Annotated in this window: 15 protein-coding genes; 11 read left to right on the plus strand and 4 right to left on the minus strand. The window is 64.5% G+C overall.

What is annotated here, in order from left to right; all coding sequences use genetic code 11:
* Positions 1-12: 12 nt before the first annotated feature.
* Positions 13-1,530 (plus strand): hypothetical protein, encoded by a 1,518-nt coding sequence (locus tag ACVIYL_RS02710; protein WP_456777663.1) that lies wholly within the window; start codon positions 13-15, stop codon positions 1,528-1,530.
* Between the two features lie 48 nt (positions 1,531-1,578).
* Here ACVIYL_RS02710 and ACVIYL_RS02715 read toward each other — a convergent pair whose 3' ends face one another.
* Positions 1,579-2,178 (minus strand): 3-keto-disaccharide hydrolase, encoded by a 600-nt coding sequence (locus ACVIYL_RS02715; RefSeq protein WP_057015457.1) that lies wholly within the window; start codon positions 2,176-2,178, stop codon positions 1,579-1,581.
* Positions 2,179-2,397: 219 nt separating this feature from the next.
* Here ACVIYL_RS02715 and ACVIYL_RS02720 point away from each other — a divergent pair, with 219 nt between their 5' ends.
* The 3 genes from ACVIYL_RS02720 (at position 2,398) to ACVIYL_RS02730 (ending at position 3,576) form a co-directional block, all read left to right on the plus strand.
* Positions 2,398-2,868, plus strand: a complete 471-nt coding sequence (locus ACVIYL_RS02720; protein ID WP_229160372.1) for a cupin domain-containing protein — start codon at positions 2,398-2,400, stop codon at positions 2,866-2,868.
* A 70-nt stretch (positions 2,869-2,938) separates the two neighbouring features.
* Positions 2,939-3,178 (plus strand): DUF2171 domain-containing protein, encoded by a 240-nt coding sequence (locus ACVIYL_RS02725; RefSeq protein WP_057015458.1) that lies wholly within the window; start codon positions 2,939-2,941, stop codon positions 3,176-3,178.
* 56 nt (positions 3,179-3,234) lie between these two features.
* Complete coding sequence (locus ACVIYL_RS02730) at positions 3,235-3,576, plus strand: hypothetical protein (protein ID WP_168856512.1); 342 nt, start codon at positions 3,235-3,237, stop codon at positions 3,574-3,576.
* Here the strand turns inward: ACVIYL_RS02730 and ACVIYL_RS02735 are convergent.
* Positions 3,550-7,665, minus strand: a complete 4,116-nt coding sequence (locus ACVIYL_RS02735; RefSeq protein WP_456777664.1) for a bifunctional diguanylate cyclase/phosphodiesterase — start codon at positions 7,663-7,665, stop codon at positions 3,550-3,552. The two genes, ACVIYL_RS02730 and ACVIYL_RS02735, sit on opposite strands and share 27 nt — an antisense overlap.
* A gap of 402 nt (positions 7,666-8,067) precedes the next feature.
* Here ACVIYL_RS02735 and ACVIYL_RS02740 point away from each other — a divergent pair, with 402 nt between their 5' ends.
* From ACVIYL_RS02740 to ACVIYL_RS02755, 4 genes are all read left to right on the plus strand, one after another.
* The gene (locus tag ACVIYL_RS02740) at positions 8,068-9,120 is read left to right on the plus strand and encodes an Ldh family oxidoreductase (protein ID WP_456777665.1); all 1,053 of its coding nucleotides are present in this window, start codon (positions 8,068-8,070) and stop codon (positions 9,118-9,120) included.
* Positions 9,121-9,144: 24 nt separating this feature from the next.
* Positions 9,145-10,509, plus strand: a complete 1,365-nt coding sequence (locus ACVIYL_RS02745; RefSeq protein ID WP_456777666.1) for an LLM class flavin-dependent oxidoreductase — start codon at positions 9,145-9,147, stop codon at positions 10,507-10,509.
* Between the two features lie 12 nt (positions 10,510-10,521).
* The gene (locus ACVIYL_RS02750; protein WP_057015462.1) at positions 10,522-11,307 is read left to right on the plus strand and encodes a fumarylacetoacetate hydrolase family protein; all 786 of its coding nucleotides are present in this window, start codon (positions 10,522-10,524) and stop codon (positions 11,305-11,307) included.
* A 483-nt stretch (positions 11,308-11,790) separates the two neighbouring features.
* On the plus strand, positions 11,791-12,846 hold the full coding sequence (locus ACVIYL_RS02755; RefSeq protein ID WP_456777667.1) for a serine hydrolase domain-containing protein: 1,056 nt from the start codon (positions 11,791-11,793) through the stop codon (positions 12,844-12,846).
* A 54-nt stretch (positions 12,847-12,900) separates the two neighbouring features.
* Here the strand turns inward: ACVIYL_RS02755 and ACVIYL_RS02760 are convergent, their stop codons facing one another.
* Positions 12,901-13,821: a LysR family transcriptional regulator gene (locus ACVIYL_RS02760; protein ID WP_456777668.1), complete on the minus strand. Its 921-nt coding sequence runs from the start codon at positions 13,819-13,821 to the stop codon at positions 12,901-12,903.
* Between the two features lie 110 nt (positions 13,822-13,931).
* Between ACVIYL_RS02760 and ACVIYL_RS02765 the strand changes: the two genes are divergently transcribed.
* From ACVIYL_RS02765 to ACVIYL_RS02775, 3 genes are all read left to right on the plus strand, one after another.
* Positions 13,932-14,360, plus strand: a complete 429-nt coding sequence (locus ACVIYL_RS02765) for a hypothetical protein (RefSeq protein WP_456777669.1) — start codon at positions 13,932-13,934, stop codon at positions 14,358-14,360.
* Positions 14,361-14,417: 57 nt separating this feature from the next.
* The gene (locus tag ACVIYL_RS02770; RefSeq protein WP_456777670.1) at positions 14,418-14,918 is read left to right on the plus strand and encodes a hypothetical protein; all 501 of its coding nucleotides are present in this window, start codon (positions 14,418-14,420) and stop codon (positions 14,916-14,918) included.
* 87 nt (positions 14,919-15,005) lie between these two features.
* A complete protein-coding gene (locus ACVIYL_RS02775) occupies positions 15,006-16,157 on the plus strand; it encodes an IS110 family RNA-guided transposase (protein WP_456777621.1) in 1,152 nt (383 codons plus the stop codon).
* 567 nt (positions 16,158-16,724) lie between these two features.
* Here ACVIYL_RS02775 and ACVIYL_RS02780 read toward each other — a convergent pair.
* Positions 16,725-17,180: an Lrp/AsnC family transcriptional regulator gene (locus ACVIYL_RS02780; RefSeq protein WP_057015467.1), complete on the minus strand. Its 456-nt coding sequence runs from the start codon at positions 17,178-17,180 to the stop codon at positions 16,725-16,727.
* Positions 17,181-17,285: the final 105 nt, after the last annotated feature.

The raw sequence follows: 17,285 nt of genomic DNA on the forward strand, positions 1-17,285 counted from the left end.
AGGTCAGAGCCCGTGCAAGCAGAGATAGCCCCGCGGCCGCTGTTGGCCGGCGATCTGATTCCTGCACTCGGCATCGCCGTGGCATCGATCGCATTCGCACCGATCATGCAGGCGGCCAACGCCGGGCTCGCGATCGTCGTCGAAAGCCTGATCGGCTGCGCCATCGTGCTCGCGGTGCCGGCCTACGCGCCGTCGATCGCCATCTTCATCATCTTCTTCCAGAACCTCTTCGTCTCGATCCTGTCGTCCTACATGACGACCGAGCAGGAGATGGATTTCGTCAAGGGCTACAATTTCCTGGTCATCGCGGTGATGTGGCTGGTCACGCTGGCGCTCTACGCGCTGCACGAGCGGAAACATTCCGCCGAGATCGACCGGATCATGAAATGGGGGTTGATCACCCTCGCAACCGTAACGGCGTATTTCCTGCTCGGCGCCACGCAGGACTCGCACGCGGCCCTCGTCTATCTGCGCAACATTGCGCTGCCGCTGTTTCTGTTTCAGCTATCGCTGCTGACGGCCGCAACCTTCGAGATCCGCATCACGCCGTTCCTGGTGACGGTTGCCGCGCTGCTGATCGTCTGCGGATATGTCGAACTGCTGTTCCGCGATTTCTGGCTCTCCATCACCAACGGCTACACGTTCTGGCATTTCGACGAGCTGAAGGCGACCCGCTCCGGATCCTGGGAAGCCGAGATGCGCGCAACCGGCAGGGTGCCGGTGGATCTGATCGATCGCTTCCGTTTCAGCTTTCTCAACAGCCCGTTGTTCGAAGACCTCGGCCTCTCGTCGTTGCTGCGTATCTTCGGACCGAATATGAGCCCGATCAGCTTCGGTTACGGGATCGCCTTCTCCATCCTGTTCCTGTTCGCGGTCGGATATCGCTGGCTGGCCTTGGCCGCGATCCCGCTGCTGATCTGCTGCAGCGTAAAAGGCGCGCTCATCCTGGTCATCTTCGTCGCCCTGGGCTGGACAGCAACCTGGCTGCTCGGCGCAACCGTCACCCTTGCCGTCGCACTGGTCGGGCTCGTGCTGTACGCCATCGCGGCGATCTATATCGGACTCCAGATCGGCGACTTCCACGTAATCGGCTTCATGGGCGGCTGGGACGGCTTTCGGCAGAATCCGATCGGCCGCGGACTTGGCGTCGGCGGCAACCTCTCCGAAGGTTATTTCTCGATCGATTGGAACGCCGCGCAGGCGGCCGGCACGATGGACGGCGCGGTGGAGAGCGCCGTCGGCGTGTTGCTGTACCAGATGGGGATCGGCTCACTGGTGCCGCTTGGCTACTTCCTGGCGATGGCGCTGAAGGCCTGGCGGCTCTACGCCTCGTCGGGAATCCTCATCCAGGGGCTCGCCGCTTTCGGCACGATGGTCGTTCTGGTGAACGGCATCTTCCAGGAAGAGGCGCTGTTTGCGCCGCCGGCACTTGGGCTGTTGCTGTGCCTGACCGGACTCGTGATCGGCCACCATCTGCGCACGCAGAGTGACGATCGGAAGGTCTCTGCGACCGACAGTGCTCCTCAATGAGGAGGGGCCTCGTCGCAGTGCGACCGAGGCCCCGCTCAACCTGCGCCGTCAGAGCGGCTTGATCTGCACCTTGCGGAACTTGACCACGCCCGAACCATACTGGAGCGCGATATAGCCGTTGGCGTGCTTGGAATCCTGGGCGTCGACGGTCTTCTGGCCGTTCAGCGTCACGACGAAATGCGGCCCCTGCGCCGTGATCTCGTAGACGTTCCATTTGCCGGCCGCCTTCGGCATCGGATCGACCTTGCCGACGTCGACAATCGCGCCGGTGCCGTAGGTCGGGTCCGGCCGCTTGTCGAAGATGTTGACCTCGTAGCAGACCTTGGAGTCGATCACCTTGTTGCCTTCGCAGCGGATGAAGATGCCGCTGTTGGCATCCTCGTCGGTCCAGAACTCCGCCCTGATCTGGAAATCCTTGTATTGGGTCTTGCTGACGAGATAGGAGAGATCCTTGCCGTCGAGCTTGTCGGCGACCAGCGCGCCGTCCTTCATCGCCCAATTGGCCTTGCCGACCTCGTCCCAGTCACCCTTCTTGGAGCTGTCGAGCAGCGTGACCCAGCCGTCGTCCCCCGAGGCGGCGGTGGAAAATTGCAGCGCGGCCGCACCGATCACAAGTCCCGCCGCCAGTATCGACAGATGCTTCTTCAAGGTTATCCTCCCGTCTTTTGGTTGGCGCGCAACCTATCATCGTCTGCGGCGGCGTAAATGCTTTTTCATATTGCAACTGCGTTGTGTCACGGATCGTTGTCGCAATCCTGAGGTCAGACATGCACGGCCGCGTCTTGCCGGGCTGAAGCAAGGACGACTAGCATCGCGCGGTATACGAGCGCGGCAGTCGCTCGAGAAATCCGATCTGGGAGCATACCGATGACGGCATCGAACGGGTCCTGGCGATATCTGATGATGCCGTTGGCCCTCGCCGCGACGCTGAGCGTCAGCTCCGCGGCCGAGCTCAATCCGGCCGCCGTCACCTACAAGCTGCCGGATCAGATTCCCTGGAGCCCGGTCGACGCGCGCGGCGCGCAGAATGCGGTCGTGGTCGGCGATCCCTCGAAGCCCGGCTTCTACATGGTCTACACCAAATGGACCAAGGGCAGTCACTTCAGCCGTCCACACTTCCATCCCAACGACCGCTACATCGTGGTCCTCAAGGGTACCTGGTGGGTGGGCTCGGGTCCGAAATTCGATCCCGATCACGGCACCGTGGCGATGCCGGCCGGCAGCTTCGTCACCCATTTCGGCAAGCAGGTGCACTGGGACGGCGCCAAGGACGAGGACGCCGTGCTGCTGATCATGGGCGAAGGCCCGGCCACCGCGACCGAGGTCGAGCAGAAGTAGCCGGAACCGGCTAGCAACCTTTGCATCCAGGCGGCGTTTCATCCTCATCAGCATGACGAGGATATGACGCATGGCAAACGCTGCCGACATTCGGGAACATATGGATGTGATCTCGTCGGACAAGAAAACGGTCGGCAAGGTCGACCACATGGAAGGCACCGACCAGATCAAGCTGACCAAGCAAAGCTCGCCTGACGGTCAGCACCATCACTTCATTCCGCTGTCCTGGGTCGACCATGTCGACCAGCACGTCCACCTCAACAAATCGGGCTCCGACGTGACGGCGCATTGGCAGCACGGCCGCCAATAGCCGCGTTGCGCGAGGTGGGAGCGATGCTATCATCCCGGCCCAAGGAAGGGCCTTCGATGCATCCCGCCGCCAAGCTGCAATTTGCCCGCATCGTCGACGAGTTCGCGCGCTGGCGCGTCATTCCGGAACCGGAACGGCCGCCCGCGCCGGCCTGGTGGTGGGGGCCGGCATTCGAGATGCGCGATGCCGCCGAACCGCTGCCATCCGCCTGGAGCCGCCAGTTGCGCCTTGCCGACGGCGCGAGCTTTGCGGAGGCTGCCGTTGTGTTGCGCCAGACTTTGGCCGGCCAGGACATCCTGCCGTGGCCCTATGATTTCTCGCGCAAGGTCGCATCCACCGATTCCGACGTTCGCGACCTGCCCGTGCAGCCGTCAGACGACAGCGCGTTTCCGCCCTAGATCCGGCTCGGCCTCGCTGGTCGCCTCGCCATCCAGCGACGGCTGCAACGGCGGCGACGCCTCTGCCTGCGACGGCTTCAACAATTCGGCGAGATCGCGCGGCGGCAGCGGCCGGCTGAACAGGAAGCCCTGCATCTCGTCGCAGGCATGAGCGCGCAGGAATTCCTGCTGCTCGGAGGTCTCGACGCCCTCGGCGACGATGGTCATGCCAAGCGCCTTGCCCATCGAGATGATCGCCTGCGCGATCGCGACGTCCTCGGAATCATTGGGCAGGTCGCGCACGAAAGAGCGGTCGATCTTGATGGTGTCGATCGGGAACTGCTTCATCAGCGACATCGACGAATAGCCGGTGCCGAAATCGTCGATCGCCAGCCGAATGCCGCGATTCTGGATCGCGTCGAGCACGCGCACCGCGCGCGTCACGTTGCGCATCACCATGCTCTCGGTGACCTCGAGCTGGAGCAACGCCGGCGACATGCCGCTCTCCTCCAGCGCCGCGTCGATGTCGTCGAGCAAGTTCGGATCGCCGAACTGCCGCGGTGAAAGGTTGACCGCCATCGTCACGGCCCTGAGGCCGCAGCGCTGCCACGCCATGTTCTGCCCGCAGGCTTCCTTCAACACCCAGCGGCCGATCGGCACGATCAGGCCGGTCTCCTCGGCAAGCGGGATGAACTGCCCCGGCGATACCTTGCCAAGCTCGGGATGGGTCCAGCGCAGCAGCGCCTCGACGCCGCTGATCTGCCCGCTCGCCATGTCCACCTTGGGCTGATAGTCGAGCGAGAATTGCTTGCGCTCGAGTGCGCGGCGCAATGCGCTCTCCATCGTCAAGCGCTCGATCGACTGCGCCCTGATCTCGTTGGAGAAGAAGCGGAAGCCATTCTTGCCGTCTTCCTTGGCGAGATACATCGCCATGTCGGCATTCTTGGTCAGCGTCTGCACGTCCGAGCCATCGGCCGGATACATCGCGATGCCGATCGAGGCCGTGGTGTGGCACTCATGCCCGCTGAGCTGCAGCGGCTGGCTGAGCGAAACCAAAAGATCGCCGGCGATGCGCTCGACGTCGTCCCGTTCGGCGGTTTCCTCGAGGATGACCACGAACTCGTCGCCGCCGAGCCGCGCCACCACGTCGCTCGCGCGCAACGATCCACGCAGCCGCTCGGCGATCGCCACCAGCAGCATGTCGCCGGCGTCGTGGCCGAGCGAGTCGTTGATCACCTTGAAGCGGTCGAGATCGATGAACAGCACCGCGAGCTGCCGGCGATGGCGATCCGCCGCCGAGATCGCGTGATGCAGCATCTCGTTGAACGTCTCGCGGTTCGGCAGATTGGTCAGGCTGTCGTGCGAGGCAAGATATTCGATGCGCTCGTCGGCCTTGTGTTTCTCATCGGCGCGATCGAAGCTCTCGAGCGCGAACGCCAGATTGTCGGCAAGGCGCTGCAGCAATTCGGCGAACTCCGGCGTGAACGTGTCCTTGTCGATCGCGACGAAGATCATGACCCCGACCACCTGCCCGCTGACAACAAGCGGAAACGAGGCGCTGGACTGCGTTCCATCGAGCCGCGCGCGCTCATGGAAAGCGGCGGTCTCGGGATCGGCAAAATAGTCGTTGATGATGCACGCCTTGCCGGAGCGGAACGCCCGGCCGCAGGCGCCGCGCCCCTCGGGGTGCGCCTCGCTGGTCGAGAGCGTCACCTGGCGCGCGCCCTCCGCCGCCGGCCCCGCAATCGCGACGATCCGCAGATAGTCGCTTCCGGTCTGCGCCAGCGCGATCGTGGTCGAGGTGAACTTGCCGCCGGTCGCCGCCGCCGCGCAGACCAGTCGATACAATTCGGCGCGGGACTTCGCCCGCATGATCGCCTCATTGGTCGCGCTCAGCGCCGCGAACATCCGCGACAGCCGCTCCTTCTGCTCGTCGTCCCGCGCCTTCTCGTCGGCGCGATCGAAATTGGCCAGCGCAAACGACACGTTCTCGGCAAGCCGCTGCAACAGCGCCATCATCTCCGGGCTGAAGGTGCCGAACTCGCTGGAGAGAAACACCAGCGCGCCGATCGCCTCGCCGTTCTTGAGCAGCGGCAGGGCTGCGCCCGATTTGCTGCCGCTGTCGCGCACGGCCGGATAGACGTGCGATTCGGGGCCGAAATCGCTGAGATAGTCGTTGCTGATGCAGGGCCTGCGCGTGCGGATCGCAACGCCGGTCAGCGTCTGTCCCTCCGGACGCGCCGCGTCGGCCGACAGCTGAACCTCTCGGGCCCGCACCCGGTTTGGGCCCGAGGCGGCCACATTGTCCAGAAAGACCTCGCCCGGGCGCACCAGCCTGATCGTGGCCGAGACGAACTGGCCGCCGACCGCCGCGGCATCGCAGACCAGATCGAACAGTTCGCTGCGGGATTTCGCCCGCATGATCGCCTCGTTGGTCGCGCTCAGCGCCGCGAACATCCGCCGCAGCCGCTCCTTCTGCTCCTCGGTCCGCGCCTTCTCGTCGGCACGGTCGAAGCTGCCGAGCGCATAGGAGACGTTGTCGGCGAGCCGCTGCAGCAGCTCGGCGAATTCAGCCGAGAAGGTGTTGCGCTTGGCGGAGATGAACAGCATCACGCCGACCGGCTCGTCGTCGACGATCAGCGGGAACGCCGCGCCCGATCGCGCATCCTCGCGGTCGATGACGTCGCGGAACGGATTGCTGGCGACGTCGCCCAGAAAATCGTTGTTGATGCAGGCGCGCCGCGAGCGGAACGCCCGGCCGCAGACGCCGCGCCCTTCGGGGCGAGCCTCGCTGCGGGAGACGTTGAGGCGGCGCGCATTTGCCGCGGTAGGCCCCGCGACCGCCATCATCTCCAGGAAATCGTCGCCGGGCTTCGCGATCAGGATGCTGGTGGAGTTGAACCCGCCGCCATGCGCCGCCGCCGCGCAGACCAGCTCGAACATCTCGAGCCGCGATCTCGCGCGCATGATCGCCTCGTTGGTCGCGCTTAGCGCCGCGAACATCCGCGACAGCCGCTCGCGCTCGGCGTCGGCCCTGGCCTTTTCGGTGGCACGGCCGAAATTGTCGAGCGCGACCGAGACATTCTCGGCGATCCCCGCGAGCAGCGCGATGATCTCCTCGTCACGCGCCCAGGAATTGCTAGTGAAGAAGATCAGGACGCCGACGCTCTTGCCGAACCGGATGAGCGGCAGCGCGACGCAGGCCATCAGGCCGCTGCCGCCGATCGGCATATGCGACGGGCTCATCGATATCGGGATATCGTGCTCGACGCAGGGCCGCTGGGTCCGGAACGCCTCGCCGCAAATCCCCTTGCCGTAGACGCTGTCCGGATCGGTCGAGAAGCGCGTCTGCGTGATCAGGTCGAGCGCCTCGCCGGTGCCGGCGACAGGCTCGAACCAGTGCGTGTCGGGTTCGGCCAGCAGCACCACCGTGGCGAAGGACTTTCCGCTGAACACCGCGGCATCGCAGACCCGCTGATAGAGATCGTGCTCGGTCTTGGCGCGAAGGATCGCCTCGTTGGTTGCGCTAATGGCACCGAACATGCGGTTGAGCCGGCGCATCGCCCGCTCGCCGCTCTTGCGCGAGGCCTCGTGGTCGAAATTATCGAGCGCGAAGGACACGTTCGCGGCCATGCGCTCGAGCAGCGAAACGGCCTCGTCGCTGAGCGAATTGATCTCGCGCCGCGTCACCATGAAGACGCCGACGCTGCGCCGGTTGCAAACCAGCGGCACCGCGGCGGCCGCCCCGACGCCGGCCGCTGCCGCGCCGCTGCGCCAAGCCGCCGAAACAGCGTCGTTGACATAGTCGTTGCGGACGCAGGCCTTCTGGTCGCGGAACGCGCGGCCGGCCACGCCTTCGCCCTCCGGGGTGTTGGCGATCGCGGAAATGGTGATGCTGCATAGTCGCGCGACATCGTCGCCGTAGCCAGCCGCGAACCTCAAGAGACCGGTATCCGGCTCCAGCAAAAACACGGTCGCGGCCAGGAAGCTCCCGCTCGAGAACGCGGCTTCGCAGACCTTGCCGTACAATTCTTCTGGTGATTTCGCGTACAGGATCGCTTCGTTGGTGGCACTCAACGCCGCGAAGGTACGCCCGATGCTCGACTGCACGATTCCTGAAGGCCCCGGGGCCAACCCCTCCAATCTGGCGGGGAACATTGCCCGCGAGAGGCCTAAGTGGTGGTTAGCGTATCCGGCAAGTTGCACGACAAAGTAAACGGCTGACGAATGCCGGCAGCGGTTTTCCGGGATATTACGGACACCGGTGTGCCAGCCTGAGGCGGAGGGCGGCGAGGCGCGGATGGACGTCCTGCTCGCGCCGCCGGAGCAGCCAAATTCCGCATCGCGACCGCGCCTGTTCCACTCGGTGAAATCGCGGCGGCGAGCACCCTGCTGGCGGTATGGCCGCCCGGATTTTCTGCCCTTGCTCGCCCCTCGGCGCTTTGAGAGCATGACGTCGACAACAGCAAGCACGACCCGCGCATCACGCGGGCAGACCGCGAGGAAAATCCCATGCCGATCGTCCAGGCCGACCGTCTCACGCGCATCGGCGCGGCACTCCTCAAGGGTGCCGGCGCATCGGAGGAGGAAGCCAGCGCAGTCGCCTCCGGCTGCGTCAACGCCAACCTCGCCGGCCACGACTCCCACGGCGTGATCGCAATCCCGACCTATATCGACCGCATCAAGGCCGGCCACATCGTGCCCGGCGCGAAATGGACCATCGTGCAGGAGACACCGACCACGACTGTGATCGACGGTCATTGGGGCTTCGGCTTCCACGTCAACGCCAAGGCGATGGAGATGACCATCAACAAGGCGAAGACCGCCAATGTCGCGGCCTGCACGGTGTTCCGCCAAAGCCACGTCGGACGGCTCGCGCATTACCCGATGATGGCGATGCGCGAAGGCATGATCGGGATTGCGGCCGCCGATTCCGGCCGCTCGCCGAAACACGTGGCGCCGTTCGGCGGCCGCGAGGCCCGGCTCGGCACCAACCCGCTCTCGATCGCGGTGCCCTCCGACCTCGAGGCGCCATTCTATCTCGATATGGCGACCTCGGCAGTCGCCGCCGGCAAGATCCAGCTCGCGGTGGCGCGCGGCGAGAGCATCCCGAAGGGCTGGATCATCGATGCCGAGGGGCGCGACACCACTGACCCAAAGGACTACCGCAGGGGCGGCGCGCTGCTGCCGCTCGGCGGCAGCGAAGGCTACAAGGGCTCGGGCCTTGCCGCGATGGTCGAGGTGCTGTGCGGCCTCCTGACCGGGCTCGGCTTCGGCGTCGAGCCGACCGGCCGACACAACGACGGCTGCTTCATGGCGGTGTTCAACGTCGCCGCATTCCGTCCGCTCAAGGACTTCAGGAAGGAAGTCGCCGACTTCGCCCGCTATTTGAAATCGACGCCGCCCTCGGAAGGGAGCCGCGGCGTGTTCTATCCCGGCGAGATCGAATATCTGCGCGAGCAGCAGCGGCGCAAGGACGGCATCGAGATCGAGGATGCGACCTGGGACAAGCTCAAGGCGCTCGCCGCCGATTACAAGCTCACCGATGAGCTCGACCTTCGCTGATAGTTGCGGACACAGGAGAACGACATGACACGGCAAATGGCGCTGGTTGGCTTTTTGCAGGCGCAGAACTGCACCAACCTGCCGAGCTCCTGGCGTCACCCGGAATCGCGCGACGATTCGATGTCGGCGGACTACTATCAGGAGATCGCGCGCATCCTGGAGCGCGGCAAGTTCCACATGGCGTTCTTCGACGATCGCCTCGCAATGCCCGATCGCTACGGCAACGATCACGCCCACACCGTCGAATACGGCATCCGCTGCGTGAAGATGGACCCGATCGTGGTGCTGACCACGATGGGCATGGTCACCACCAAGCTCGGCCTCGCCTCGACCGCCTCCACCACCTATTTCGAGCCGTTCGACGTCGCCCGCCGTTTCGCCACGCTCGACCTGATGACGGGTGGCCGCGCCGCCTGGAACGTGGTGACGTCGGTCAATGACGGCGAAGCGCTCAACATGGGCCGCGAGCAGCATCTCGAGCACGACCATCGCTATGACCGCGCCGACGAGTTCATGGAGGTGGTGCTCGGCCACTGGGACGCCTGGGAAGATGGTTCGCTGCTGATCGACAAGAAGAGCGGCCGCTTCGCCGATCCGACCAAGGTGAAGCGGCTCGACCACAAGGGCGCGTTCTTCACCTCGCGCGGCCCGTTCACGGTGCCGCGCTCGCCGCAGGGCCATCCCGTCGTGATCCAGGCCGGCGCCTCCGGCCGCGGCCAGCGCTTTGCCGGGCGTTGGGGTGAGGTGATCTTCACCGCGGCGCGCAACCTCGCCAATGCCAGGCAGGGCTATGACGCGATCCGGGGCGAAGCCGCCAAGGCCGGGCGCGATCCCGACCAGATGTTCCTCTGCAATCTGATCACCCCGGTCACCGGCGCGACCAAGGCCGAGGCCGAGGACCGGATGGCGGTGATCCAGAAGCTGCCGCTCGAGATCGACGCGTTGTCGCTGCTCGCCGAAGGCCTCAACTTCGATTTCGGCGCCAAACCGATCGACGAGCCGCTGACCACCGAGGAGTTGCAGGGCATGCAAGGCATGCTCGGCATTCGCGACGGCGTGCTGCGCACCTCCGGCAAGAGCAATCCCTCGACCCGCGACTTCATCACCTTCTCCGGCCGCGGCCAGGTGCAGGACGCGATGGTCGGCGGCCCGAAGGAGATCGCCGACCGGCTGGAGGAGATGTTTGTCAATCGCGGCTGCGACGGCTTCGTCGTCGCGGCGAGCTACGTGCCGGGCTCCTATGCCGACTTCGTCAACCACGTGGTGCCCGAACTGCAGAAGCGCCGGCTGTTCCACAAGGATTACGCCGGCACGACGCTGCGCGAGAATCTCGAGCTGAAGCGCCCGGCCGCGGGCGCCTGGAAGACCCGCGCGCAGGCCGCGGAATAGAGGGACATCATCATGCGCTGGCTGAAATTTACTGCCGCAGGCACTACGTCTTGGGGCCTCGTCGAGGGCGACGCCGTCACCACCGTCAATGGCGATCCCTTCGGTGAATGGAGCAAGACGTCGAAGACGCATGCGTTGAAGGACGTCAAGATCGAGCTGCCGCTGATCCCGCGCACCTTCTACTGCGTCGGGCTGAATTATTTGAAACACCTCAAAGAAGCCGCCGACAAGGCCGGCACGGTGCCGAACGTTCCCGATCGTCCCGAGATCGGCTACCGCGCGCAGAACGCGCTGATCGCCCATGACGAGAACGTCGTGATCCCCGCGAGCGCGACCGAGAAGATCCATTACGAGGGCGAGCTCGTCGTCGTGATCGGCAAGACCGCCAAGCACCTGACCGAGGCCAACGCGATGGACTGCGTGTTCGGCTACACCATCGGCAACGACGTCTCCGAACGCAGCTGGCAGAAGGCCGATCGCGGACTGTGGCGTGCCAAGAACGCCGATACCTTCAAGCCGATGGGTCCGTGGATCGAGACCGATGTCGACCTCGACCGCATGGAGACCGCGATCCGCGTCAACGGCAAGGAAACCGGCCGCTTCCACACCAACGAGATGATCTTCGGCATCGTCCCGTTCCTCGTCGAACTGACCAAATATTTCACGCTGTCGCCCGGCGACGTGATCTGGATGGGCACCGACGGCGCCTCGCCGGACCTGAAGGACGGCGACGTGGTCGAGATCGACATCACCGGCATCGGCACGCTGCGGAACAGGTTCGTGAGGGAGAAGGTGTGAGGCGGCTTGCACCACTTTAGAGCCGTCATCCTGAGGTGCTCGCGAAGCGAGCCTCGAAGGATGCACGGCCGCCGCTCCATCCTTGCGTCGAGAGCCGGGCCGTCGTGCTTCGAGGCTCGCTGCGCTCGCACCTCAGCATGACGGTGATGGACCGGGTCGCTTCTCTCTCCATTTGTCGTCCCGGCTTTCGCCGGGACGACGGCGAGTTTGTGGCGCCGCTTGTGGATCACACATCCGCATTCTCGCGACATCATTTGCCCGACGGGCCATCGTGACGTGATCACACAGCCGTTCGCATCGTGACAACACAGGGCGAAGCGCAATAAGGTCCGCGCGCACTCATCAGACAAGTCAGCCATGCCACTTTCACGCCGAACGTTGCTTCAGGGCTCCCTGCTATCGGCCGCAGGGATCGTTTGCGGGCCGTCGACCGCCCTTGCCGAGCAGCCCGCGGAGCTTCCGACGTCGGAGCAACGCAAGCAGATGGCTGACCTGGCCGCCGACTTCATGAAGGACTACGATGTACCGGGTCTTTCGATCGCGATCGCAATCAAGGGAAAGCCCGCTTATGTCGAGGCGTTCGGCGTTGCGGATCGGGAGACCGGCGAAGCATTGACCCCGCAACACCGCTTCCGGATCGCGAGCATATCGAAGCCTGTGACCTCGACCGGGATCTTCACCCTGATCGAGGCCGGCAAATTGCGGCTCGGCGACTATGTGTTCGGCGCAAGCTCCATTCTCGGCAAGGACTATCCGACGACACCCACGCTGCCAAGCTTGATGCCAGTCGGCTCGTCTCGCTCCCATGTCGAGCAGATCACGATCGAGCATCTCTTGACCCACACCACCGGAACCTGGGGAAACCAGTTTCGCGATCCGATGTTCATGAACCAGAACCTGAAGCATCGCGAACTGATCAGCTGGACGCTGGAGCATATGCCGCTCACCAGTCCGCCAGGCGAAGCCTATGCCTATTCGAACTTCGGCTATTGCATCCTCGGCCGCGTGATCGAAAAGCTGAGCGGCCAGAGCTACGAGCAATACATCAAGGACGCCGTCCTGAAGCGATGCGGCATCACCGACATGCAGATTGCCGGCAATACGCTGAGCGAGCGCGCAAGCAACGAAGTGAAATACTACAGCCAGACCGGCGATCCGTACCGGATGAACGTCGCCCGGATGGATTCGCACGGCGGCTGGATTGCGACGCCGGGCGATTTGACGACGCTGTTCGTCCATATCGACGGCTTCAAGGACACCGAGCAGCTGCTGACCGACGACAGCCTCCGCGTCATGAGCACCCCCAGCGCCATCAACCCCCGCTACGCCAAGGGCCTGTTCGTCACCGCGAACAACAATTGGTGGCACAGCGGCCTGCTGGACGGAACGACGACGATCTCGGTGCGAACCAGCGGCGACTTCTGCTGGTCGGCGTTCACCAACACCAGATCGCGGGAAGGCATGACCCGCGCCCTCGACCTGCTGGTCTGGCACATGGTCAAGACGGTGCCTGACTGGCATCCTCAGAAGCGCGCCTAGACCCTCCCGTCGTTCCGCGATGACCTGAACGAGCAATGCAAATCCGGGCTCTTCTCACCGCTCAGCCCGCGGCCTGCTCTTCACGTGATCGATGAAGGCGCGCAGCTTCGGCATGATCTGGCGGTGGCCGGGATAGTAGAGGAACACGCCCGGCGTGGTCGGCGCGAACGGCTCCAGCACGCGGACGAGCTTCTTCTCCTTCACGGCGCCTGATATCAGCGGTGCGGGGACTTGCGCGAGGCCCACGCCTTCGATGGCGGCGCCGACCAGCGTCGGGAAATCATGGCCGATGAAGGATCCCGACACGGCAAGCTCGATCGAACGGCCGTTGTCGGTCAGCGACCATGGCGCGAGCCCGCCGTTCGATCGCCGCAGCCGCAGGCACGCGTGTTCGCGCAAATCGTCCGGGCGTTTCGGCCGGCCGCGGCGCGCGAGATAGTCCGGGCTACCGACGATGGCGAACGGGAACGGCTTGGTCAGGCGCACCGCGACCATGTCCGGGTTGATGAACTGGCCCATCCGGATGCCGGCATCGAAGCCGCCGGCGGCGAGGTCGACCAATTCCTCGCTGGCGGCGAGCTCGACCTCGATCTCGGGATAGGCCTTGCAGAACGACGCGATCAGCGGCTCCAGCAGGATCGGCACCACCGAGCGCGGTACGGTGAGACGCAACAGCCCGGCGGGCTTCTGCCCGAGCTCGCGCGCCGCCCCACTCGCCGCGACCAGCTCCTCGAATGCCGGTCTTGCGCGCGCCAGAAACCGTTCGCCGGCATCGGTCAGCCCGACGCTGCGGGTGGTGCGGATGAACAACACGGCGCCGAGGCGCGCCTCAAGGGCGCGCACCGCCTGGCTGATCGCCGATGGCGTGACGCCGAGCTCGGCCGCCGCGCGGCGAAAACTGCGGTGCTGGGCGACGGCCAGGAACGCCTCGACACCGTCGAGCGCGCCCTGCCGGACTGTGAAGTTCTGCTTCATGGCCTGTGAACATTATCGCGAATAGTCGCTCGCGGAAAGCCGCCCTACATCGGAGCCACAAGCAGCGGCAACGCGACCTGCGCTGCTCACGCGACATCACGACATCCGTCGTGAACGGAGACATGCGACCGATGCAAGCAATCCGTCACACAATCCTGGCTCTCACCCTCACTTTGACAGGCACCACTTCCATGACCGCTCCCTCCTTTGCCCAAGCTCAAGCACAAGCCCAAGCCACCGTCACCACCGGTGTGATGGTCATCCTCACCGCGAAAGCCGGCGTCACCCGCGATCAGGTGATGGCCGTGATGCCGGACGAAATCCGGCAGACCGTGCAGCTCTATCTCAACGGCAAGATTCGCGAATGGTATTCGCGCTCCGACGGGCGCGGCGTGGTCTTGCTGCTCGACGCCAAGGATGCATCCGAGGCGCACGCGATCATGGAAGGCCTGCCGCTGTCCAAGCTCGATCTGATGGATCACGAGTACATCGGGGTCGGCCCGCTGCTGCCGCTCCGCCTGCTCGTCGCCAAGCCCTGAGCGTCAAGGTCCTGAACGCAAGCCAGCCGAACCGATCGACAACAAGGGAATCCGCCGATGCCCCCGGGCTTCAATCTTCCATTCGTCCTCAGCGTCGCCGGCGCGTTTCTGACAAGTGCTGTCGTCGCCGTCACCTACGTCTGGCCGGCGGTCCGCGCGATGCCACGTGATAACGCGCTCCGACTGCTCGCAGCGTTCCATGCGTTCAGGTTCCTGGGCATGAACTTCATGGTGGCCGGGTTCGTGTCGCCGCAGTTGAGCACGGATTTCGCAAGCGAGGTCGGATGGGGCGATCTTGTCGCCGCCGTTCTCGCGCTGCTTGCGATGGCGGCGCTGTCCTGGCGGTGGGCGATCGCGATTCCGATCGTCTGGGTCTTCAACATCTGGGGCACGCTGGACCTTCTCAACGCCTATTACAACGGCGTGAAGATCGGCGATCCCGGCCTGTTCGGCGCCGGCATCTATATTCCGGCGCTCTATGTGCCGCTGCTGCTGGTCAGCCATGTCATGGTGTTCATGATTCTGTTGAAGACCAAGTCGACAGAACAGGCAGCATGACCCGTATCTTCGTAGATTCCATGGGGCGGTGAGCGTGGCCTTTCCGATAGATTTGGGTTTCCACACTCGAACCATCGGAGAAGTCAGATGCAAGCATCGACCGCAGGGACGCCCACCGCCAGCCATTGTGGCACAATTTTTGTTGCGATCGAACTCAGTCAGAAGACGTGGCTTGTGACGCTGCACAGCCCGGACCGGGATCGGATGTCGCGCCACAAGCTGCAAGGAGGCGATCACGCCGAACTGCTGGCGTTGATCGAACGGACCCGCGCCCGGGTGGCGGAGAAGCTCGGATCGGTGCCGCGTGTGGTGAGCTGCTATGAAGCCGGCTATGACGGCTTTTGGCTGCACCGGCTGCTGGAGGCGGCCGGGATTTTGAACTTCGTGTTCGACCCCGCGAGCATTGCGGTGGAGCAGCGGGCACGGCGAGCAAAGACGGACCGGATCGACGGCGAGCTATTGCTGCGCACGCTGATGGCCTATTTGCGGGGTGAGCCGCGGGTGGTCCGGATCGTGCGGGTGCCGCGCGTGGAAGCGGAGGATGCCCGGCGCGCCAGCCGCGAACGCGACCGCCTGGTCACCGAGCAGACCGCCCACAGCAACCGGATCAAGGCGTTGCTGCGTCTTCGGGGGATGGCGGTCGGCAATCCGCGGCGGCGCGACTGGCTTACCTGGCTCGAGCGGCAGCGCGACTGGCAGGGCGAGGCGCTGCCGCCGCATCTTCTGGCCGAGATCAAGCGCGAGCACGCCCGGCTGATGCTGGTGTGTGAGCAACTCGCGGCGCTGGAGCAGACCCAGGCTGCGGACACTTCTCCGGCGGTTCCGACGCCGATGGTCGAGCGACGAGATCAATTGCAGCGGCTCAAGGCGCTCGGCCCGGCCTTCACGGCAACGCTGGTGAACGAGCTGTTCTACAAGGACTTCCGCAACCGCCGCGAGGTCGCCAGCTATTGCGGATTGACGCCCAGTCCCTGGAAGAGCGGCGGCACCGATCGCGAGCAAGGCATCAGCAAGGCCGGCAATCGGCGCGCCCGCCACAAGGCGATCGAACTGGCCTGGCTGTGGCTTCGTCATCAAGGCGACAGCACGCTCAGCCGCTGGTTCCGCACCCGCACCGCCGACGCCGGCAAGCGCGCCAAACGCATCGCCATCGTCGCGCTGGCGCGCAAGCTGATCGTGGCATTGTGGCGCTATCTCACCACCGGCCTCGTCCCCGACCAGGCCGTGATCAAGGCGTAAAACCGACCACCCCACCACGCGCCGCGGCTTCGCCGCGCTCCGTGCGGGATGGATGATGACCGTGCCATCCTAGGGCTTCAACCGCCGTTTCGTAGATGGGTCTCATCCTCGCCAGGCTTCCTCGCCGCAAGCATGCGGAAAGTGGGTACGGATCAAACAATCCGACCGGATATGAGGTGATGCAGTGAACTGCAGCAATCTTCGGAAGCCAATCCCTGTTCGTTGCCCGGTCGTCGCGCTGCGCTACGCTCGGCTCCGCGCGCCGCCCTCTTGCCGTCAAACACCAACCCAGACCTCGCGAAGAGACTTGACTCACAAATCCCCATATGAGGATGGGTAGAGCGAAGCGAAACCCATCGCACCGGTGCAAGCCTTGAGATGATGGGTTTCGCTTCGCTCTACCCATCCTACCGACTGGTTCGACCGTCATCCTGAGGTGCGAGCGGAGCGAGCCTCGAAGGATGCACGGCCGGGCTGGAGGCCGTTCGCCCTTCGAGACGGCCGCTACGCGGCCTCCTCAGGGTGACGGGACAAAATTGAGCGCGCGGCCCCATCATCGTCGTCACCTCAAAACGGCAACGCCACGCCGGTCTTGATCTCCTTCAGGATCACGTTGGTGCGGACGTGGCGGATACCGGGAATGCGGAACATGAACTCGTCGAGGAATTTGTTGTAGGCGTCCATGTCGCGCACCACGACACGCAGATGATAGTCGGCGTCGCCGGTGGTCGCGAAGCATTCCAGCACCTCGCGGCGCTTCATCACCCGGGCGACGAACTCGTCGACGAACTTGACGTCGTGGCGCTCCAGCGAGACGTGCAGGATCGCCGAGGTCGCAAAGCCGGCGCGCTCGCGCGCGACCAGCGCCGAATAGCCCGAGATGACACCGGACTCTTCCAGCGCACGAACCCGGCGCCAGCACGCCGAGGTCGACATCCCGACGGTTTCAGCAAGCTGCTGGTTGGTGGCGCGGCCGTCCTTCTGCAGTTCGGCGAGGATTTTCTCGTCCTGCTCTTCGACCATTGCGAGGCCCTCGATTTGGTAGATCCTACCGAACTACATCGTTCTCAGCAATATCCTGCCGATTTTTCCGCGACAAATGAATGGATAGGTAAGACCTACCACGCC

Source organism: Bradyrhizobium sp. USDA 3315, assembly GCF_054056795.1.

Bases quoted from the DNA above. Each gene is read 5' to 3' on its own strand.
- ACVIYL_RS02760 (WP_456777668.1), bottom strand. From the start codon at position 13,821: ATGAAGCAGAACTTCACAGTCCGGCAGGGCGCGCTCGACGGTGTCGAG.
- ACVIYL_RS02750 (WP_057015462.1), top strand. From the start codon at position 10,522: ATGCGCTGGCTGAAATTTACTGCCGCAGGCACTACGTCTTGGGGCCTC.
- ACVIYL_RS02740 (WP_456777665.1), top strand. From the start codon at position 8,068: ATGCCGATCGTCCAGGCCGACCGTCTCACGCGCATCGGCGCGGCACTC.
- ACVIYL_RS02745 (WP_456777666.1), top strand. From the start codon at position 9,145: ATGACACGGCAAATGGCGCTGGTTGGCTTTTTGCAGGCGCAGAACTGC.
- ACVIYL_RS02725 (WP_057015458.1), top strand. From the start codon at position 2,939: ATGGCAAACGCTGCCGACATTCGGGAACATATGGATGTGATCTCGTCG.
- ACVIYL_RS02780 (WP_057015467.1), bottom strand. From the start codon at position 17,180: ATGGTCGAAGAGCAGGACGAGAAAATCCTCGCCGAACTGCAGAAGGAC.
- ACVIYL_RS02770 (WP_456777670.1), top strand. From the start codon at position 14,418: ATGCCCCCGGGCTTCAATCTTCCATTCGTCCTCAGCGTCGCCGGCGCG.
- ACVIYL_RS02720 (WP_229160372.1), top strand. From the start codon at position 2,398: ATGACGGCATCGAACGGGTCCTGGCGATATCTGATGATGCCGTTGGCC.
- ACVIYL_RS02755 (WP_456777667.1), top strand. From the start codon at position 11,791: ATGGCTGACCTGGCCGCCGACTTCATGAAGGACTACGATGTACCGGGT.
- ACVIYL_RS02775 (WP_456777621.1), top strand. From the start codon at position 15,006: ATGCAAGCATCGACCGCAGGGACGCCCACCGCCAGCCATTGTGGCACA.
- ACVIYL_RS02730 (WP_168856512.1), top strand. From the start codon at position 3,235: ATGCATCCCGCCGCCAAGCTGCAATTTGCCCGCATCGTCGACGAGTTC.